Source organism: Alkalihalobacillus phoenicis (genome assembly GCF_047302405.1).
Classification (GTDB): domain Bacteria; phylum Bacillota; class Bacilli; order Bacillales; family Bacillaceae_D; genus Alkalihalobacillus.
In genome coordinates, this window is record NZ_CP154853.1 from 2,867,248 (window position 1) to 2,887,299 (window position 20,052).

19 protein-coding genes are annotated in these 20,052 nt (G+C 37.2%); 3 read left to right on the forward strand and 16 right to left on the reverse strand.

From position 1 onward, the window contains the following. Window positions 1–478: 478 nt before the first annotated feature. The 9 genes from pdaA to AA0017_RS13725 all read right to left on the reverse strand — a co-directional run bounded on the left by pdaA (window position 479) and on the right by AA0017_RS13725 (window position 9,839). The gene (gene pdaA / locus AA0017_RS13685; protein WP_413375204.1) at window positions 479–1,279 is read right to left on the reverse strand and encodes a delta-lactam-biosynthetic de-N-acetylase; all 801 of its coding nucleotides are present in this window, start codon (window positions 1,277–1,279) and stop codon (window positions 479–481) included. Between the two features lie 60 nt (window positions 1,280–1,339). Further along, window positions 1,340–2,167 carry a hypothetical protein gene (locus tag AA0017_RS13690; RefSeq protein WP_413375206.1) on the reverse strand — a complete coding sequence of 276 codons (828 nt, stop codon included), beginning with the start codon at window positions 2,165–2,167 and terminating at the stop codon, window positions 1,340–1,342. A gap of 374 nt (window positions 2,168–2,541) precedes the next feature. Beyond that, window positions 2,542–3,489 carry a GNAT family N-acetyltransferase gene (locus tag AA0017_RS13695; protein ID WP_413375208.1) on the reverse strand — a complete coding sequence of 316 codons (948 nt, stop codon included), beginning with the start codon at window positions 3,487–3,489 and terminating at the stop codon, window positions 2,542–2,544. A gap of 59 nt (window positions 3,490–3,548) precedes the next feature. Further along, entirely contained in the window at window positions 3,549–4,697 is a 1,149-nt protein-coding gene (locus AA0017_RS13700) for an exo-beta-N-acetylmuramidase NamZ domain-containing protein (RefSeq protein WP_413375209.1), read from the reverse strand. A 94-nt stretch (window positions 4,698–4,791) separates the two neighbouring features. Continuing rightward, window positions 4,792–5,502, reverse strand: coding sequence for a PIG-L deacetylase family protein (locus tag AA0017_RS13705; protein WP_413375211.1), 711 nt, complete (start codon window positions 5,500–5,502; stop codon window positions 4,792–4,794). Window positions 5,503–5,872: 370 nt separating this feature from the next. Beyond that, on the reverse strand, window positions 5,873–6,859 hold the full coding sequence (locus AA0017_RS13710) for a Gfo/Idh/MocA family protein (protein WP_413375213.1): 987 nt from the start codon (window positions 6,857–6,859) through the stop codon (window positions 5,873–5,875). Between the two features lie 301 nt (window positions 6,860–7,160). Continuing rightward, on the reverse strand, window positions 7,161–8,705 hold the full coding sequence (locus tag AA0017_RS13715) for a fumarate hydratase (RefSeq protein ID WP_413375215.1): 1,545 nt from the start codon (window positions 8,703–8,705) through the stop codon (window positions 7,161–7,163). A gap of 282 nt (window positions 8,706–8,987) precedes the next feature. Further along, window positions 8,988–9,635 (reverse strand): histidine phosphatase family protein, encoded by a 648-nt coding sequence (locus tag AA0017_RS13720; protein ID WP_413375217.1) that lies wholly within the window; start codon window positions 9,633–9,635, stop codon window positions 8,988–8,990. A 15-nt stretch (window positions 9,636–9,650) separates the two neighbouring features. After that, window positions 9,651–9,839, reverse strand: a complete 189-nt coding sequence (locus AA0017_RS13725; protein ID WP_003321661.1) for an SE1561 family protein — start codon at window positions 9,837–9,839, stop codon at window positions 9,651–9,653. Window positions 9,840–10,063: 224 nt separating this feature from the next. Between AA0017_RS13725 and yfkAB the strand changes: the two genes are divergently transcribed. After that, window positions 10,064–11,179, forward strand: coding sequence for a radical SAM/CxCxxxxC motif protein YfkAB (yfkAB, locus tag AA0017_RS13730; protein ID WP_413375220.1), 1,116 nt, complete (start codon window positions 10,064–10,066; stop codon window positions 11,177–11,179). A gap of 45 nt (window positions 11,180–11,224) precedes the next feature. Here yfkAB and AA0017_RS13735 read toward each other — a convergent pair whose 3' ends face one another. From AA0017_RS13735 to AA0017_RS13750, 4 genes are all read right to left on the reverse strand, one after another. Further along, entirely contained in the window at window positions 11,225–12,094 is an 870-nt protein-coding gene (locus AA0017_RS13735; RefSeq protein WP_413375222.1) for a YfkD family protein, read from the reverse strand. A 1,627-nt stretch (window positions 12,095–13,721) separates the two neighbouring features. Next, window positions 13,722–14,102, reverse strand: coding sequence for a hypothetical protein (locus tag AA0017_RS13740; RefSeq protein WP_003321656.1), 381 nt, complete (start codon window positions 14,100–14,102; stop codon window positions 13,722–13,724). A 129-nt stretch (window positions 14,103–14,231) separates the two neighbouring features. Then, complete coding sequence (locus AA0017_RS13745; protein WP_160173416.1) at window positions 14,232–14,384, reverse strand: hypothetical protein; 153 nt, start codon at window positions 14,382–14,384, stop codon at window positions 14,232–14,234. A 629-nt stretch (window positions 14,385–15,013) separates the two neighbouring features. Continuing rightward, window positions 15,014–15,445, reverse strand: a complete 432-nt coding sequence (locus AA0017_RS13750) for a hypothetical protein (protein WP_413375225.1) — start codon at window positions 15,443–15,445, stop codon at window positions 15,014–15,016. A gap of 192 nt (window positions 15,446–15,637) precedes the next feature. Here AA0017_RS13750 and AA0017_RS13755 point away from each other — a divergent pair, with 192 nt between their 5' ends. Then, window positions 15,638–15,775 (forward strand): FbpB family small basic protein, encoded by a 138-nt coding sequence (locus tag AA0017_RS13755; protein ID WP_003322108.1) that lies wholly within the window; start codon window positions 15,638–15,640, stop codon window positions 15,773–15,775. Window positions 15,776–15,964: 189 nt separating this feature from the next. On the opposite strand, the gene AA0017_RS13760 is transcribed toward AA0017_RS13755, so the two are convergent. The 3 genes from AA0017_RS13760 to AA0017_RS13770 all read right to left on the reverse strand — a co-directional run bounded on the left by AA0017_RS13760 (window position 15,965) and on the right by AA0017_RS13770 (window position 19,177). Further along, window positions 15,965–17,764 carry a M3 family oligoendopeptidase gene (locus AA0017_RS13760; RefSeq protein WP_413375227.1) on the reverse strand — a complete coding sequence of 600 codons (1,800 nt, stop codon included), beginning with the start codon at window positions 17,762–17,764 and terminating at the stop codon, window positions 15,965–15,967. Between the two features lie 298 nt (window positions 17,765–18,062). Beyond that, window positions 18,063–18,599, reverse strand: coding sequence for a chromate transporter (locus tag AA0017_RS13765; protein ID WP_413375229.1), 537 nt, complete (start codon window positions 18,597–18,599; stop codon window positions 18,063–18,065). Further along, window positions 18,596–19,177, reverse strand: a complete 582-nt coding sequence (locus AA0017_RS13770; RefSeq protein ID WP_413375231.1) for a chromate transporter — start codon at window positions 19,175–19,177, stop codon at window positions 18,596–18,598. Before AA0017_RS13770 ends, AA0017_RS13765 begins: the two co-directional genes overlap by 4 nt. Window positions 19,178–19,433: 256 nt before the next feature. Between AA0017_RS13770 and AA0017_RS13775 the strand changes: the two genes are divergently transcribed. After that, on the forward strand, window positions 19,434–19,883 hold the full coding sequence (locus tag AA0017_RS13775; RefSeq protein ID WP_003322104.1) for an Lrp/AsnC family transcriptional regulator: 450 nt from the start codon (window positions 19,434–19,436) through the stop codon (window positions 19,881–19,883). Window positions 19,884–20,052: the final 169 nt, after the last annotated feature.

A 20,052-nucleotide genomic window follows, 5' to 3' on the forward strand; every position in this document is an offset into this window, starting at 1 on the left:
CTTCTTTGATTCCCTTTCACGCTTTTATTTGCGGGCTTTCGGATTCATTGAACTTCTTTGATTCCTTTCACGCTTTTATTTGCGGGCTTTGGGCTTCATTGCCTCCCTTTGATTCCCTTTCACACTTTTATTAATGTGCTTTCGGATTCATTGGCCTCCTTTGTTTCCCTTTCACGCTTTTATTTGCGGGCTTTGGGCTTCATTGCCTCCCTTTGATTCCCTTTCACACTTTTATTAATGTGCTTTCGGATTCATTGGCCTCCTTTGTTTCCCTTTCACGCTTTTATTTGCGGGCTTTCGGATTCATTGGCCTCCTTTGTTTCCCTTTCACGCTTTTATTTGCGGGCTTTCGGCTTCATTCCGCTTCTTTGTCTACAATAAGCACTTTTAATACTTTAACTTCCCTTTCACCACCACTTTTTCAAAGCAAAAAAACTCAAGCACAAACTGTCGCTTGAGTTTTTTCTTTAATAATTCCTCACGGAAATGGCAATTGTTCCATTTGTCTTTCAAGCATTAAATCATCTAGGCTTTTGAACTCATACCCTAATTTGCGTGCCTCATCAATAACTCGTGGTAGGGCTTCGGCATTGTCAGAGGATACAGAATGAATGAGCATAATCGAACCAGGATGAATTCTATTCATAATTTGCTTGTAAGCATAATCTCCACCTTTTTGATTATCCACATCCCAATCTTTGTAAGCAAGTGACCAGAAAACATTTGTATAACCAAGCTTATTGGAAAGAGCTAAAGATCGTTCACTAAATTCTCCACGTGGCGGACGTAAATAATTCATTTCATTCACTCCCGTTAATTCAGTAAATCTCTTTTTTACTTCATCTAGTTCCTCAATCAGCCTACCATCACCAACTGCTGGCAAACTAGGATGATGCCATGAATGATTTCCAACAATATGTTCTTCCTCGACCATCCGCTTAACTAAATCAGCCGCTGTTTCTAAGTAATGTCCGGTCACAAAAAAAGTCGCAGGAACTTCTTTTTCCTTTAAAACATCAAGCACTTGTTCCGTATAACCATTCTCATACCCATTATCAAAAGTAAGATAAAGGTCCTTTTTTTCTGTATTCCCGATAAAAATACCACCGGTTTTATTTAATAACTCCTGATACTCAGGCTCAGTTGAGACCGGCTTATTATCTTTTGCTGGAATATAGCTCCAATTATACGTTTGGTCGCTTGCCGCTAAAGCATTTAACGCAAAGTGGCAGGTCGCACTAACAAAAACGATCATAAGGATCGCGATTTTCCGTTTCACTAATCATCATTCTCCCTCTTTTTTTGTTAGTGTTTCACGACAATCACGTCAATATGTATGTTATTCATTAAGTCCGTAAAAGGAATGGAGCGCAACAATCGAAGCAAAGGCCAATAATCGTTTTTCCTCTGATAAACTATGTGAAATATCAATAATATGTCCACCTTCTGGAAAAAGCTCCATCGCTTCAACTGGTACACCACCGACTTTGATGTTCATCCACTTTTGGCCATCTGCTCCAGTTAAGTCAATTTGTGTCCCAGTAATACCACCATTTAATAAAGCAAGTGGTTCGCCTGTTGGTGTTTCTAAATGGATTTTCGACTTAATTAACTCATTCCACTTATACGTAAACTTTGCAAGCGGTTCGTCTTGATGATCATATAAATAAAATGGCTTTAACCCTGTCCCCTTTTTTAAGGTTAAAGTTTCCGTTTCCGATAAATGAAAATGAAATTCCATCTGCAGCCAGACACGAAAATTGATGATCCTTAACAAAGCAACCAATACAAAGTGAGCTGAATTCACCTCTTCCGCATAGGCAATTCTTTTCCCTTTTAATGTAAAAAAATGAATACTGTAGCGCCAATGGGTTTCCCTCATCGCCATTACACGAGGGCTTTCCAATAGCAAACGCTCACTTTTGGCTAAATCATCAGCTGACACCGATAAACTCCCCTGTTTTGTTAAATACTTCATCCAAAAAGCACCAGCATAACTTATCATCATCATCATACCTAACATCAGAATAACTTGAAGAAAATCTCCCCAATATTCTCTCCAGAATAACCAATACAAACTAAAAGAAATAATAAAAAGTCCTAACAGAATATGACCAACCATAAACGTTCTTTTAATCCTTGGTTTCTGTAAATCTTCGTATAACATAAGTCATCCCCCCATAATACCAACACATTCATTATACGAAATTTTCCAACAGAGGTTGCCCATTCTTATCCCTTTTTTAAAGAACATTTTTTAAGTTCACTAATATGCACTCAAATCGTTTATGCCAAATAATTTAATGATGCACGGCTTTTCTTCGACTTTTTCTCACATCATCGCCGGCCAACCAAAAGAAAGTATACTCAGCAACATCCCTAACAGAAAAAGCTCTTCTTAGGTCGATTCACCTTAGAAGAGCCATTTTGAACTGATATTTTTAGGGAGGGATGACTTTTTCGATTAACTCTTAATCAATCAACGACACCTTTTTATCGAATTTTTTCCCTTTAATGAATCCCATTCACTAAATTGACTAGTTAAATCTCTTTTTTCATAACATGGAATCTTCGCGTGATTTCAAACCGTGTTTTTTTATATAAATGACCTGCTGCACTCTTTTCACCTGTCCACAAAAACCAAGCACTATGCAGCCCTTCTGCTCTCATCATCGTTAAGCACTCATGCAAAAGAAGTTTCCCGAGCCCTTTTCCTTGTTGACCTTCATCAACACCGAATGGACCAAACCGTTCTGGTATGCCTTCATATCCACCATAAATACAAAAACCAACAACTTCCCGAGCATATCGTGCCACTAAAATGCGTTCCAACGGTAATCCTTGTAAGACACCTTCTCGAATCGCCCGTCCCCAATCAGGATTAAACTTTTGATTGGCGAATTGAATCACTTCATATAGATCCTTGTCCTCTGCTTGAGCAAATGTATAACCTTCTTCCTCTCTTAGCGTTTTTAACTTCTTCATTTCCTCTGTTTGTTTAAAACCGACTAAATTTCGATCCATCGCCACCGGCGAATAAAGCTTTTGGAAACCTTGCTTTTGTAAAAATTGATAAGCATCTGGGTAAGCCTCCTCATCAACTCCTGGCAAAATATAATTAGGAGCGTATGAAGCAAAGAAGACCGTCTTTCTTCCTTCATTTTTTAAAAACTGCTCTGCTTCTTTCATCAGTTGTTTGGCAACTCCATTATTTTGAGCTTTCTCATCAACAAAGAAGAAAGGAATCCAGCCATTGTCTGGTTCTAAATCGGTTCCATACATCGGTAACAATCTTCTAACCGCATAAACGACTCCAATAAGACGGTCTTTTTCAAAAGCCAATCTTAGTCCAACTGGATCAAAATTAGCATCTAATAAGATTAAATTTCGAAACCGTTTGGCCGTAATCGGATCGTTCCCCAAAGTTTCATTCCATAAATGCACAATTTGTTCTTCATCACCTGATTGATAAAATCTAAATGAGACCAAATTTTCACTTCCTTTATTTAATAAAATATCAATCGCCTTTCGAATAATACCACTCACTTTTAATCATATAATAGGTATGGTTCTGCTTGTTTCTTAAAGCTCTCTACTTCTATTTGATTACGTTCTAAAAATCGCTCTAAATCACCTTTCATTATTAAATGTCTTAATGTTTTAGTACCCGCTAATAAATCAAAAAAATACTTTCCGTTTTGATTTTCAATAAAAGAGAAATCATTCGGATATAATTCAAGAATGGTTTCAATTAACTGAACGCCCATCTCAACCGACTTTATTTTTGCTCGCTCTATGACGTGAAGCTGAACCCCTCCACAAATCGTATCTTTATGCTTGGAATACGTTGGGATAAAAGAGGTCGGTCTGGCCATGATTCCCTCTATTTGCTTCTCATTAAATCTTTTCGCTAATAAGTTCCCATCAATAAACGGTGCTCCGATATATTCAAAAGGTTTCGTTGTTCCTCTTCCTTCTGACAAATTTGTCCCTTCTATAAAACAAGTACCTGGATAAAGCAAAGCCATATCGATTGATGTTGTATTAGGGGAGGGTGGTACCCAAATGAAACCCGTATCCTCAAAATACATATGGCGCTTCCAACCTAACATCGGAATTACCGTTAAGTTACATTCATAACCAAATTTATGCTTAAACAATAAAGCCAATTCTCCAACCGTCAATCCATGTCGATTTGGAATCGGAAGCATCCCGACAAAGGAACGAGTATTCTCTTCGACCAAGTTTCCTTCCATTTGACACCCTGAAATTGGATTCGGGCGATCAAGTACAACAAAATCGATGTGATTCTCCGCACAAGCTTCCATCATATAAGCCATCGTGTAAATAAAGGTATAATATCTTGAGCCAATATCCTGTAAATCAAAAACAACTACATCAACATGTTCTAACATTTCTTTTGTTGGTTTTTTCGTTTGTCCATATAAGCTATACACAGGTAAATTAGTATAAGGGTCAGTAAAAGAGTTAACGATTTCTCCTTCTCTTGCATCCCCTCTTATCCCATGTTCTGGCCCATAAAGGGCGACAAGGTCAATGTCTGAATGGTCATAAAAAAGGTCAATCGCCGGCTGCAACTTTTCATTTACTCCTGTCATATTCGTGACAAGACCAAGCCTCTTTCCTTTAAACTTGCTAAATTCTGTTTCTAAAAAAACGTCTAATCCAAGCTTCATATCTATCCCTCCATTTCAAAACACAAACTAGGAAAGAACTTCATCAAAATTTACGTTTCCAAGGACAACCCTAATCCCCTTCTTCTAAATAAATTTAAAGTTCAAAACCTGGAATAAATTTACCTTTTCTAACATTTCTACCTGTTGGAATTTTTAATGTTTGAGCATACTCCGTTCGATTCAAACATCCTCTAACCGTACCAAGAGCTTTGTAATAATCAAAATATCGGAAAGAAGTTGAATTCATGATAAACCAGTAGTTTGATAAAGCTTCTAAATAAGTCTCAAATTCTTCTGTTACGTCAACAAAGATGTCTGGTTCATATCCCTCCATGTCTTCCCAGTTTTCACTATGGTAGTACGGATAATAATGTGGTTTTAAACCATCTAAATCAAACCCTGGAAGACCTGCCTTTAACTGAGCAGCTTCGACAATCCTTTGGCATAGACTATGATCAGGATGAATGCTATTTTCCCAATGTGTGATCACAACATTCGGTCTTAATTGACGCATAAGTGTTGCTACGTGAATAATAATGTCATCATTAAAGGTTAATTCCGCATCTTTATATTCCAATGTGATGCTTTTTCCCCCAAGAATTCCAGCTACTTTTTCGGCTTCTTTGATTTTCTGATTTCGATACTCTTCCACGGAAAGATGTGGTGGATTTCCTTTTTCGCCAGCCGTTAAATGTAAAAAGGTAACGTTCCATCCGCTTTTCGCATACTTATGAGCGATCGCTCCCGCTTGAATTTCTGCATCCCCACAATGCGCTCCCACTACAACTAAATTTTTCTTCTCCACCTACACTCTCTCCTTTTCAGCTTAAATTAGGATTCTAGTCTAAATGTTCAAATTCACTTTTTTTGCATACTCTAATTTCGTTTTAAAGGTCTAATTCAAAAATATAAACGAAATTTTCTAAACTTTTATATTTTTATTTTACATTATATAACGAAAAATTAAAATAATAATTCAACGTGTTTGTTTTTCAATTTTCCCTCTTAAGATTTACCTTCACTTATAAGGAGCATTTTTCCTGTCTCCTCTCCCCCCACTAATCAAATATACTTGTATAAAAAAAGACTCTCCTATAAGGGGATGACCTTATAAAAGAGTCTTATCTTTTATTTGCTTTAATCAATGTCAATGAATCACCTAATACAGCAGGTACTTATTTATGATCACTTGGAAAAACAAGTCCTATTTCCTTTCGTACTTTATCCATTATTTGCATCGTAACGTATGAATGTTTGTATGAGTTTATCGTTGATTCTGTTCTACCTTGCTGAATAATATCAACAAACTCCTTTATTTCATAATACATAGATGGGTGTGATTGTTCCACTGTTAATGGTTCTACCGTACCATCCTTGTAGTGAATTTCTACTTTTTCGGGTGTATGTATCTTATCAATGATTATACTGCCTTTTTCACCTTGGATTTCCGTTGGTAAATAAGAATTCGTTATTTTGGAATGCATGATTGACGCATTTTTATCGTCATACTTTAAGATGATATTTCCCTCGCCATCTACCCCCGAATTAAGTAGATTACCGGTTGCCTTCACATCATTCGGTTCGCCAAATAAGACGATAAGTGGGTATAGACAATAAACACCGAGATCCATTAATGAACCGTTCGCATACTTAGGGTTAAAAGCATTAAGAACAATTCCTTCTTTATATTTATCATAACGTGATGAATATTGACAGTAACTTGAAAAGTACTTACGGATAGGACCGATTTTATCTAGGTGCTCTTGAATGACTTTAAAGTTAGGAAGTAACGTAGATTTCATGGCTTCCATTAATAAGACATTGTGATCTTTTGCCACTTGAATCATCGTCTTTACTTCCATTGCATTGGCTGCCAGCGGTTTCTCACATAAGACATGCTTGCCATTTTGCAAAAATAAAATCGCTTGTTCTGCATGATAAGAATTAGGTGTCGCAATATACACAGCGTCAATTTCTTCGCTACTCGCCATTTGCTCCAAACTTGTAAACGTTTTTGTAACACCGTATTTACTTGCAAAATCTTCTGCTCTCTCACTATCACGTGAATAAACAGCTGTTAATTCAAAACCTGTTACACCTTTAGCTGCATCAAGCAAACTCTCTGTAATCCAATTAGTACCCACAACTCCAAATCTAACCATTTTCTTATCTCCCATTCTTTTTAGATATTAGGATAAAACATTTATGAGACAATATCTTTTATGTAAAAGTTTATTATACATTAAATTCCTTCTATTGGTAGGGAAACTGATGAGGCATCAAAGGATAGCTAAAAGACCGCTGAAAAACGGTCTACTCGTTCATATATGGTTACATTAGTTAACACCCTCTGCGGGTGAGTCGATAGAATTTCATCTCCCATCTTTCTACATATCGAGATCATAAAAAAGCTCGTCTATAAGGAAATTTAAATTTACTTAGAGACGAGCCTACTTAACTTAATTATTTAAACACTGGCTCTTTAAATTGAGCGAGTTTTTCTAATGAGGATTTATCGACATCAGCGTGTAGACTATTTCCATGTGAATCCATGGTCACGATTGCGGCAAACCCTTCTACTTCTAAATGCCACATTGCTTCTGGAATTCCAAAATCGATGAGATCAACACCCTTTACTTCCTTAATACAGTCCGCGTAGTACTGAGCTGCTCCACCAATGGCATTTAAATAAACCCCACCATGTTCTTCCAACGCTTTTAATGTTTTCGGTCCCATTCCGCCTTTACCGATGACCGCACGAATGCCAAATTTCTTCATGATGTCCCCTTGATAAGGCTCCTCGCGAATACTTGTCGTTGGCCCTGCCGCTTTAACCGTCCAATTATCGTCTGCGTCTTTTGCCATCACAGGACCACAGTGATAAATAATTTGACCATTCAAGTCAATCGGGGCATCATGATCCATTAAATGATGATGAATCGCGTCACGACCTGTATGCATCATTCCATTAATAATGACAACGTCCCCTACTTTGAGTTCACGAATTTGCTTCTCTGTAACCGGAGCTTGTAAGACCACTTCGCGTACTTCCTCTTGCTCTTCAGCTGTAGCGGCTACTTCTTCATTTGTTGTGTTTAGGTCAACTTTTTCTCCATCTTTATATAACCATTCTTGAATTTCACCCGTTTCTTGATCTAACACGACACCAAGACGGCGATAAGCCCAACAATTGTACGCAACGGATACAAAGAAACTAGCTGGTAGACGGTTCATCGCTCCAACTTTTACCCCTAATAAAGTCGCTTCTCCACCAAAACCCATCGTTCCAATTCCAAGTTTATTCGCATTTTCTAGTACATAATCCTCAAGCTTTTCTAACTCTGGATTTGGATTGACATCATCGACCGTACGGAATAATTGCTCTTTTGCTAATGAATAGCTCGTTGTCCGGTCTCCACCGATACCTACACCGATGAAGCCCGCGCTACAGCCTTGACCTTGGGCTTGATAGACAGAATGCATAATACATTTTCGAATCCCATCAAGGTCACGACCCGCCCGTCCTAAACCTTCTAATTCAGTCGGTAAGCTATATTGAATGTTTTTATTCTCACAGCCCCCCCCTTTTAAAATAAGGCGTACATCAATGACATCCTTTTCCCACTGTTCAAAATGAATAACAGGTGTCCCTTCCCCTAAGTTGTCACCTGTATTTTTCCCTGTCAACGAGTCAACTGAGTTTGGTCGTAATTTTGCATCCTTTGTTGCTCTTGCTATTGCCTCATAAATCGCTTTTTTCATTTTAATTTGATTCACACCAACGGGAACTTTCACTTCAAATGTTGGCATTCCTGTATCCTGACAAATTGGTGAAATATTTTCATCCGCCATTTCAATATTTTCTGTAATCGTACCTAATGATAAGGCGGCACGAGTCCCAGCATTTTCTTTTTCTTTTGCTGCTTTAATCGCTCTTCTAACGTCATTTGGTAAATTTGTAGATGTTTCTACAATCAACTGATAAATACTATCTTGCAATTTCTCCACAACATCCAACTCCCTTTACATTTGGAAATTCAAAACCATAAAAGCACTAGAAATGTCGTCCATCGGCACACATCACAACAACAACACTTCCCCCATACACAAACACTAAATAGGACTATTACTCTCCTATTATACTGCTTGTCACACTTTTCTTAAAGAACAAAAATGGAAACGTGTTCATGTAGAAATTGGGTTGTATTGTCGGAAAGCTGTCTGTAAATTGAAGGGGCACATACTAAAAAACGCAACAAAGCCTAAGCCTCATTGCGTTCACACTATTTATTATAAAATATCAATCTTTCTATCCGTCATTGCTTGATTTTGCTCATTTAAATGTTGCCGATCATTCATATAATGCAAATACGGTTTTTCTGAATCAAGTGGCCATTCTAGGTGGGTAATGCTCGTATTGCCAAAGCGAAATGGACGGTGAAAATTCACCCATTGCTCACCTGTTAAAATATACATCATGAGAACACTCAAAAAGCCACCGTGTGAAACGAGGGCTATATTTTTCCCTTTATGAGCTAAAAGAAGTTGCTCTAAAATATATTTACATCTAGCTTCTAGTTGTTCGACCGTTTCAGTTCCATCAATTCCAGATGTTATTAATGATTCTTTATTTGCTTGTGGGAATTCTTCATAAATTTGAACACGTGTCTTCCCTTGAAGTGGTCCGAGCTCGACTTCTCTTAATTTATCCCATTTATGCACAGTCATATTCTTACGTACTGCAATGGCATCGGCTGTGCTACTTGCCCGGGTCAAATCACTTGAATAAAGATGGTCAAGTTTGATGGAAACAAATCGTTCACCAAGCAATTCAACCTGTCTTTTTCCGTCTTCAGACAAAGGAAAATCCATCGTACCTTGAATTTTTTTTAAACGATTCCCTTCTGATTGTCCATGACGGATTAAATATAAGTTCATCGACTTCGCTCCTTACTATTCAGACCAATCATGTCTAAACTGTTTACATTTGTTTTCAATCTCATCAAGCATTGTAATTAAACGATCAATTTCTTCTACTCCTGCTTCTTCCGGATCTATTGCATCAAGCATATTCATCACCATTTCAAAACGTGCTTGTAAATAATTCATTTGTTCCTTTTTATCATAAATCGCTCCACCCAAAATAAGTCGCTCCTTTTAATCATATGGTATTATTATTTATCCTTACTCAAACTTTTGAGTTTTTTAACGCCTTGGACATCTTTTTATTACTTCTGTTAGTTTAACAAATTAAATGACGAGTCTCAATGGAAGAACTTTTCTCTTCATGAATAGGCTTTTGAAATTCAAGAAATTACGTTATGATGAGGAAAGGAATTTTTGAAATAAAAAGGAGCAGGATTAAATTGCTACGTACACCCTTACCGAAAATCACACCAGAACGTGACCCTTGGGAAGCTTATGAAGATATAAAAGAATTTGGAAAGCTTGAACTAACCAATGTTGAGTTTACGACAACAACATTATGCAACATGCGCTGTGAACATTGTGCTGTCGGGTACACTCTTTCACCTAAGGACCCCAATCCCCTACCACTAGAGCTCTTAATAAAACGACTCGATGAGATCCCTCATTTACGTGCTTTTAGTATTACTGGTGGCGAGCCGATGTTGTCAATGAAGTCGGTGAATCAATATGTTGTCCCTTTACTAAAATATGCTCATGAACGGGGGGCCCGGACACAAATCAACTCCAATCTTACATTAGATTTAAAACGCTATGAAAAAATCATCCCCTACTTAGATGTTTTACATATTTCTTTTAACTACGGGAGTATTGAAGATTTTCAAGAGATTGGATTTGCGGTCATGGACAGAAAACCAAGCTTGGCACAAAGAGATGCGATGTTTTATCGGATGGTTGAAAATGCAAAAGCATTAACAAGTCGTGGTGTTATCGTCTCTGCAGAAACGATGATTAACAAACGGACCTTGCCTCATTTAGAAAGTATTCACCAACAAATTGTCGAAATGGGTTGCCAACGGCATGAAGTACACCCTATGTACCCTAGCGATTTTGCCAGTGCTCTTGAAGTGGCTTCTTTAGAAGATATCCGCTCTGGGATTCACCGGCTCTTAGATTCGAGAAATCAAGATGTCTGGATGCTTTTTGGAACACTACCGTTTTATCCATGCAGTGATAATGCTGATGATTTAAAGTTACAAAAGCGGTTATTTAGCGAAAAAAATGTAACGGTTCGTAATGACCCTGATGGCCGTTCCCGCTTAAATGTGAATATTTTTGACGGTGACATTATCGTAACCGACTTTGGTGATACACCACCACTTGGAAATATTCAAACAACAACTTTACCTGATGCCTACACAACATGGATGGAATCAAATATTGCTCAATCTTTAAATTGCCATTGCCCAAGTGTTCAATGTCTTGGACCTAACGTCCTCGTTAAAGACGCCTATTATCCAAAAATCGATTTCACAAAACGAACAACCAATATATAAGAAAAAGCGTATACCCTAAAATAGTAGGGATACGCTTTTTGGATATTATCTAGGTTGATTCGCTGCAATAAACGTAAAGGACAAATGATCTTGGATCGGAATCCATGCACCAATTCCTTGCTGTGTCACATTTTTCACTTCTAATGTCGGCTTTCCACCCTTAAACGTTAAATACACTTCACCATAGGTTACTTTTCCTGTTTCATGCACAGCTGGAACATAGCTATGTAAATACCCGACCTGTCTTGGAGCAACATTATAGGTTTGTGTTTTTTTTGTTCCTTGTCCGATCACAGTATCAAAAGATAATGGAAGATGGGTCACTTCTGTTGCTTTAATCATCATCATTTTTTGGACAGCTTCACTATTTGGAATTTTTGCTGTCAGTCCACCAGCAATTTTCTTTTGCTGCTCTTGATAATACGTTAGCTTATGTGCATTATTTCCACCGCGATTATCGACATAATTAGTATTCACTTTCTGATACTCCCAATTAACTTCTGTTGCTTCTGACTCATAGGAAAGTGGCCACTCTCCTAAATAAATCGACGCACGAAAAGCAAGTGCTAGCTTCGGATACTGGATCGTCGATTCATTTAAAATCTTGACAAGGTCAGGGTTTTCAATGCTTACATCTTCACTCGTCTCAATTAACTCCTGTGCCAGTTCACTTGGCTGCAGATAAGGTTGTTCTTGAGTTGGATTTGTGTACGTATTATCCTTAGCAATATTCAAAACAGAGTTAGGAATTTCAAAGGATTTCTTTTCAACTTCTGGTTGCTCTTCTGACTGCTTTTCTTCTGTTTGTTTTTCTTTTTGTTTTTTATCTTCTTTACTTGTATCTACATCAGTGGCAAAGCTGACACTTGGGAACACGATTAAAAGAGCGATGAATAAAACGAAAAATCGTTTCATCAATGATTCCTCCTTCATTTTTTGTGATTCAGATTTTTATTAAAGTTAGTTTGAGCGATTCTTTAATAAAATATCCAATACTAAATAAAATTATTGCTTCATTCGACTATTTCCGCGGAAATAATACATTGAAATACTCTCCTGTTAAAGAGTCTCAAGTTTGGTTGCTTTGGTATACTCCGCCAGCTCCGTTTTAGTCATAAAAAAATGATTTAGACTAATTAACTCAACTTTCGCAGCGTATGATTGACCGTTAATAGAGATTGACTTTAGGGCGATACCATACTCAAATTGACTTTACATGAACGGTTCAATCGTTGACAGTCTGAACACATCTCTTCGTAGGCTGTTGAAGGAAGCTGTTCACTAAAATGAAGCGCTTCGGCTGTCGCGACCAAAACCATACTCCGCGTCCTTGCCGAGAACCTGGCGAGCCTCCTCGGTACACCTGTGGGGTCTCGCTCCACGGTTTATTCCTGCGGGAGTCTCCGTATGGTTTTGTCCGCTAAGTGTAGGGGAGATGCTTGATGATATGGCCATTCTCAATCAGCTATTTCTAACGCAGAAGAACCTTCTTCTTCACTTTGTTAGTTATGGAACTAAATAGGGAGTTGCCAACTATTTTTTTCCTAAGTCTGCCGTCATGAAAAGACAGGATTCAAATCGAAACCAGCTCGATCATCTAGCTAACGTACAGAGCATCCACACTGATTTGTTTACAACTGGAACGGAATTAGTCATGGAAGGAGAAAAATCATTCTCAAGCTAATAATGCCCTTTGAAGTCATGACTGTTTTTTTATTCAAGGAGAAAACCGAACCTAGATTCAATTCCATGATCTAGCGGACAAATAGACACGGAGACTCCCGCAGGAATAAACCGTCCAATGAGACCCCGCAAGCGTGAAACGCTGAGGAGGCTCATGAGGTTCTCGGCAAGGACGCGAGTGTCTGTTTGGGAGCGACCGCCGGAGGGCCTATTATTTTTTTCTTGATGCGCAGTTTATCCGTTTTGTGTGATAGTACGTTCTCGCTTTTCAAACGTGTCAAGGGCATTTGTTTAAGAGCTTCCCTTTCGCTCCACCAACTAGTTGAACGGATTTTCTCGATGCGAAAGTTGAGTAATTAATAGATAAACAAAAGAACCCTGAGAAGCTTTAAGGCTACTCGAGGTTCTTTTTAATTAGTGGGCGTTTGAGTTGCCCCCATTAAATTCATTAATGATACGTATTCTTTTTATTGGCAGAACCACTTGTTTTATGTTTACTTTCCTGATTTTTTCCTGATTTTTGTTTTCTTTTCTTTTTGTCGCTCATTGAACTCACTCCTTTAAGAAATGAAGAAGGTGGCCAACGAAATGTGACCACCTTCATTTTCTAATCACAGCTTGTATTCAATAAACAATCTGGGGTCGAAACGATTTTTGTCTTTTGGAGACACCTCATCTCATTTTGATTTACCAAAATGAAAAATCCTTATCCCTGTTCAATGGAATCACCTCATCGGTAATCACAACAACAAAAATAGCTCTATTCCTATTGCAACTTTGAACATTTGCTATATGTGATTAGTTTTGAGGAAACAATAAATGTCTGCCTCGGTTATTATGATAACCAAGCTTTTGGTTTTTATTCATGATTTTTTATTTTTAATTCTTTAATTTCTTGTGCGCTTTCTTTTGTTGTTTTGATTAACTCCTCAGAGCTTTCTTTTAAATGAGCCGCACTCTCACCAATTTTTTTTACATCGTCACTAATTCCTCGTACAACTTCAGAAACCTCATTGGCGGTGTGACGGACTTGTTCAATAATTTGTTCGCGATTATCTTTAACAAATTCATAGGCATTTACGGAACATTTTTTTAATTCAGTTGCCTCTGAAATGAGCTTGTCCCGCCAGTCTTTTTTTAAGAGTACCGCTGTTAACAGAACAGCTCCCCCTATCCATAATCCTTTGGTTGCTTTACTGCAGGTTTTTGATGTCCGCACTTTCCTGTCCAAATTGTCCATCACAAATCCTCCTCATGTATTTATACAATAAGATTATTTTACCAATAATTTGTTGAAAAAAGAAATAAAATGATATTTGTTCAATAAAAAAACTACTCAAGCGTATCAAATCCTGAGTAGTTTTTATTGTTAATTATATGTTTGAAGAAGAAAATCATCCGCTTCCGTTCGTTCAAATTGTGTGCTTGTATAAGGCTTTTCTTTTAGTTTCTTTAATTCAAGTGATAACTGTTCTAGCTTCTCCTGCATATCTTCAATCATTTTTTGCTCTGAAACCGTCATGATCCTCTCCCTTTCTCTATTTTTTAGCTAACGAACACTCGCTCAGTTTTGTTCCACAAAAAGTTCTTTTATATAAAGAATCTTAAAAATATTCTAACAAATCACTTTAACTTTGTAAAGTGTTTTAGCGTTAAAATCAAGAATGTTTTTGTTTATTTAGAGGCTGACTGTTGGAATGTTGTTATTTACTCACTCTCGAAGAATTACAACCCGAGCTGAGCAAGTCATGCACAACCTTAAGGAGAAAGAATCCTAGGCAATTAAGTTATTCATTAGAGCTTCAATCATAACATCAAACCGTTTTTTCATTAACCAAACGGAGACAGTGCAATGCCCGGAGACTCCTGCGGGAATAGTGAAGGACGGGAGACCCCGCAGCGCTTAGCGAGGTGGCTCCCGACTCACCCGCGGAACGCGTAAGGCATGGAGCTGGTGGAGTATGCTAACTAATGTAACCATATTTTAACGAGTAGACCTTTTTTTCAATGGTCTAAAATAAGACCAGAGGGTATACCAGTTACTCTCCGTCCCCAAAAACAACCGTCTAAAAAGCTTGTTACATTTAAACAAGCACATTCTTCTTGTTAGTATGAATAAGTTTGTTTATTTTTATGAGTAGAAAATTAACATCATTCACTTGGCATTTGACGTAGTTGATTAAACAGTATTCCTTCCTGTTCAAAATAATAAATCAGGACCCTTAAATATTCTGATTCATATTGATTAGATGCTTCGTTTAGTAACTGGTTAAGAGCACGTAACCTTTCTTGGTACTCATTAATTTGTTCATTCAATCCACTTTCATAAGAAGAAGGTCTAACAAATGTATTTTGATCGACTGCTGGAGGCCGCCCACTCACAGTGATAAAAAATGTTTTTAACCATTCGTAATGTTGACGCCTACTTGATACAAGTACTCGCCATAGCTCCTTCGCCTGAGAATTATTTGTTCTTGTTGATAAATAATCTAATGTCAAAACATCAGGGCTCTCGGTCTTTAACATATTTTCTAATTGGGTTAGATTAAGTGCTCTTGGATTAAAAATCACCGTCACATCCATTCATTACACATTTTTATAACAGTTTATGTAAAAAAAGCCTTCATAGAAGTACATAATCTTTTTCATTTAGTTATTTCTGCGGTTTAATTAATTTATTTTTCAAATAATTTTAACAATTAATTCAACTTATCGTTAAATTAACTGGTATAATAGTACTAAATAGAAATTTAATTGATTAAAGGACTGAGTTTAATGAGAAAACAACATATTTCATTAGAGGAATTAATTAAGAAGAATAAAGAAAATTTACTCAACGACCCGAAAGCATTATCTGAAATCGAAAAACGAATTGATGAAAGAAATGCGGACGATTCGATTAAAAGTAGTTAATATATAACTTTATTTCCTCAACCATGAAAGGAACTACTCTAGGTCATCAAAACGACATTAGAGCAGTTCCTTTCTTCTTCGTTTTAAATATTGAAATTTAAATTTCCTCCACAAAAAAACTACCTATAAAGTCGAGTTAAGCACTTTACAGGCAGTTCGTAAAATTAGCTATTCATTAACCATTCCCGCTTATTTAGCAGCTATCTTTTCGTCAGTTAATTTAAGGAATTCCTCAATATCTTCTTTGACAACATTAAGGGCGTCCTGCCAGAATTCTGCTTTCGTTAGATCCACACCTAAGTGCTTATCAGCTAATTCTTCAACCTTCATACTTGCGGTGTCTTTTAATAAATCAATATAGTGATCCTCAAAGCTCGTTCCAGCATCAAGTGCTCGTTTATAAATACCTAAGCTAAATAGGAATCCGAATGTGTAAGGGAAGTTGTAGAATGGGACTCCAGTAATATGGAAATGTAGTTTAGACGCCCAGAAAGTTGGCGAATACTCACTTAAGGCGTTTCCAAATGCTTGCTTTTGGGCCTCTTCCATCAATTGATTCAAATCAGCAGCAGATAACGTTCCACTCTTTCTTGCCTCATAGAAGTTTTTCTCAAAAATAAACCGAGCGTGAATATTCATAAAGAAGGCAAGTGACCGCGAAATTTTATTTTCTAACAATGAAAGGCGTAAATCTTCACTTTGAGCTTCTTTAACTAGTGCATCAGCCACAATATTTTCTGCAAAAGTAGACGCTGTTTCCGCAACATTCATCGCATAACTACGAGCAAATGGTTTTAATTCTTTTAAGCAGTGACTGTGATAGGCGTGACCAAGCTCATGAGCTAAAGTGGCAACATTAGCAAGACTACCATCATAGGTCATAAAAATTCGAGATTCGCCATCAGTTCCGGATAGAGGTAAACTCGTGCAAAAACCGCCTGGGCGCTTTCCTGGACGATCTTCTGCTTCAATCCAACCATCTCGTAAAGCCATTTCAGCAAAGTTGGCAAGTTTAGGGCTAATCGTTTTAAAATGTTTAATAATTAAATCGCATGCATCATCATAACTAATTTTCTCATCACCTTCAACTGGTAGTGGAGCAAAAACATCGTAGAATGCCAGCTCGTCAATGTTTAAAAGACTCGCTTTTCGTTCCATAAATTGGTGAAGCATCGGTTTATTTTCTTCGATTGTATTCCACATTGTATCTAATGTTTGTTCTTGCATACGATTAATATCTAAAGGCTCTTTTAAAACATTTTCCCAACCTCGTGCATCATATAACTGTAAACGGAATCCCGCTAATGAATTAAGAGTCGTTGCAAACATATCCGCTTTTTGTTCCCAACCTTTTTCGGAGGCTAAGAAAGCACGCTTCCTAATATCACGATCCGAATGATTCATGCGATTTTGAATTTGCCCAGCTGACAATCGTTTTTCTTCCCCATCTTCTTCAAATGGAAATTCCATATCGCCAACTAATTGATTATAAAATGAACCCCAAGAATGGTATCCATCAATCGCTAACTTAGACGCTAATCTTTCCTGATCAGGAGGTAATTTATCCTTGGCCTTCTCACGGCTTTCATTTAATGAGAAAACGATCGGTTGTAACTTCTCATGTTGCAGAAGTTCTTGCCATTTTCCTTCTGAAAAAGCGACAATCTTTTCTTCAATCTTAGTCCAAATTTGTTGAATTTCATTACTTTGTGTACGAATCGTTCCTAACCATTGAATTGCTTTTTTGTCTTGGACATTTGCTGAACTCAAACAACTAATAAAAGCCCCTGATTGCCTAGCTCTCAACATAAGCTGTTGAATGTCTTCAATTAATTCTGCTATTTGTTCTACTGAATCGTCCACTTTCGCTAAACGTTCGTTAAACTCTTTTATGTATACATTCGTTTCTTCCACAAAGGCTACATACTCCTTTGATTCACTTCCTCCTGCAAATACGCTTTCTAAATCCCAAGTAATTGGATACTTCATTTAATCCCCTCCTAGATATTTCGCCTTGCGTAACATCTAGTTTACCAAAAATACTTACAATATTCAGTATTTTTTAGATATTTTGTGAAAATATTTTTTGGGCATTTATAATTCATACACACATGGTAAAGCGTTAAAGTATCAGAATAAACAAGGCCTCTACCAATAAAACAAGCAGTTGCCTTACTTTCCTAATATAACTTTAATGAAGTCTCTTTTTGTATGAAGCGTTACTACCTACCGGCAAGAACCAGGTAAGTTCCATCTGTTTAATTTGAGATACATTACCTAAAAGCTTTTACGTATGACCTAAAAAGAAGGCTCCATATAAAAGAGCTCCGACAATAACAAAAGCAGGATGTACTTTCCATTTTTCTAACAAAAGAAAGCTCGCAATCGTTAAAAAGACCATTTGCCATACTCCTGAGTTTTCATAAGAAGAAAAGAAAAATTCAAACGCCATGACTCCAAGTAACACAGCAATCGTAGGTTTTACTAAAGTTGTCATTCGTTTAACTTTCGGTGAATTTTTAAATTTATATAAAATACTTAGTAAAAAAACCATTGCTAGTAAGGAAGGGGCAACAGTGGCAAATAAAGCAATGGCTGAGCCAAGCACGCCTCCGACTTCAAAGCCAATATAACCAGCCATTTTTGTCGCAATCGGCCCTGGTAGAGCATTTCCAATTGCTAGCAATTCTCCAAATCGTTCTGTTGATAACCAACCATAAGTATGAACAACCTCTTCTTGAATGAGTGGAATCGTCGCAGGTCCCCCCCCATACCCAACAATGCCAGGAATAAAAAAGGCTAAAAAGATTTCCCAATAAATCATGACTCTCCCTCCCCTTGATTCGTTACTTCTTCTTTTGGTTTGTCTCTTTTTAATAAAGCATAAACTAATAAAACAGCAATAATAATGGCCGGGTGAACACCTATAAATTGATACAGAATTAAACTAATGAACGTTAACACAATCATCCAAACCCAGCCAATTCCACCCTTTGATTGTTTTAAAAAACCATAAGTTAAGGTCGCAAGCATTACCCCAACAACCGGAGCAACAGCCTCTGTCATTCCAGCCACAATTCGAGAATCACGAAATTGGCTTAAAAGACCAATTAAACCGATCATTAATAAAACCGTTGGCATTATCGTTGCAATAATGGCATTCATTAATCCGATCCATCCCCCGACTTTATAGCCAATATATCCACTCATTTTTGTATTAATCGGTCCAGGCAATGCATTTCCCAGTGCTAAAACATCACTAAATTCCTCATCAGTTAACCACTTAAACGTGTGAACAACCTCTTTATGTACGAGCGGTATTGTGGATGGACCACCTCCATACCCCAGCATCCCCGAACGAAAAAAGGCGATAAAGATATCTCTTTGTTTCCTCCAATCCATACGATTCCCTCACTTTACTTTTGTTTAACTATCATTCTATTTTTATACTAATTTGATTATAATCTATTATAATTACATTTACAAAAGGAATCCATTTTCGATAATTACTTTCATTTAGTTCGAATCTTTTTTTCTAACATATTGCATAAAACTGGCATTAGCTTATAATAAAGACAAGGAGCTATTTATTTTACTATTATTGGAAGCGGTTAATCAAATCCTATTATGAAGAAATTATTGAGGGGAAACGAATCGGATGAAATTAGATGTGACTGATCGAAAAATTTTAGAACTATTAACAGAGAACGGGCGAATGTCGTATGTTGATATCGCCAAAGAACTCGGGTTATCACGTGTCGCCATTCGAGAACGAATCAATCAACTAATGGATGAAGGAATCATCGAGAAATTTAGCGTTGTTATTAACTCTGATAAAGTCGGAAAAAAAGTATCCGCTTTTTTTGAAGTCGATTGCGAGCCGACTTCGTTAGTTTCAGTCGCTGAGGAACTAGCAGAAAACGCAAAAGTCGCCAGTTGTTATCAAATGACAGGTCCTAGTACATTACATATGCATGTTTTAGTGAATGACTTTGATGAACTTGAATATTTTATTAATGAAGAACTGTATGCTTTAAAAGGGATTACACGAGTGGAAAGCCATATTTTATTAAGACGTTTTAAAAGCCGAGGCGGATTGCAACTATAATGCAAGGCCTCTTTTTCATAAAAAAAACGATTGAGTCTAGCTCACTCGCTCCACTTTCATTCATTTCTCTCCCAAATAATAGATATAAAAAGACTGGCCAAACCAAGACAAAAACACCAGAAAATGAGACCGCACCGACATAAAAAAATAAAGGAAAAAAGAGGAGCCA

Bases quoted from the DNA above. Each gene is read 5' to 3' on its own strand.
- AA0017_RS13690 (WP_413375206.1), bottom strand. From the start codon at position 2,167: ATGTTATACGAAGATTTACAGAAACCAAGGATTAAAAGAACGTTTATG.
- AA0017_RS13700 (WP_413375209.1), bottom strand. From the start codon at position 4,697: ATGAAGCTTGGATTAGACGTTTTTTTAGAAACAGAATTTAGCAAGTTT.
- AA0017_RS13710 (WP_413375213.1), bottom strand. From the start codon at position 6,859: ATGGTTAGATTTGGAGTTGTGGGTACTAATTGGATTACAGAGAGTTTG.
- AA0017_RS13720 (WP_413375217.1), bottom strand. From the start codon at position 9,635: ATGAACTTATATTTAATCCGTCATGGACAATCAGAAGGGAATCGTTTA.
- AA0017_RS13735 (WP_413375222.1), bottom strand. From the start codon at position 12,094: ATGAAACGATTTTTCGTTTTATTCATCGCTCTTTTAATCGTGTTCCCA.
- AA0017_RS13740 (WP_003321656.1), bottom strand. From the start codon at position 14,102: ATGGACAATTTGGACAGGAAAGTGCGGACATCAAAAACCTGCAGTAAA.
- AA0017_RS13745 (WP_160173416.1), bottom strand. From the start codon at position 14,384: ATGACGGTTTCAGAGCAAAAAATGATTGAAGATATGCAGGAGAAGCTA.
- AA0017_RS13750 (WP_413375225.1), bottom strand. From the start codon at position 15,445: ATGGATGTGACGGTGATTTTTAATCCAAGAGCACTTAATCTAACCCAA.
- AA0017_RS13755 (WP_003322108.1), top strand. From the start codon at position 15,638: ATGAGAAAACAACATATTTCATTAGAGGAATTAATTAAGAAGAATAAA.
- AA0017_RS13760 (WP_413375227.1), bottom strand. From the start codon at position 17,764: ATGAAGTATCCAATTACTTGGGATTTAGAAAGCGTATTTGCAGGAGGA.
- AA0017_RS13765 (WP_413375229.1), bottom strand. From the start codon at position 18,599: ATGATTTATTGGGAAATCTTTTTAGCCTTTTTTATTCCTGGCATTGTT.
- AA0017_RS13770 (WP_413375231.1), bottom strand. From the start codon at position 19,177: ATGGATTGGAGGAAACAAAGAGATATCTTTATCGCCTTTTTTCGTTCG.
- AA0017_RS13775 (WP_003322104.1), top strand. From the start codon at position 19,434: ATGAAATTAGATGTGACTGATCGAAAAATTTTAGAACTATTAACAGAG.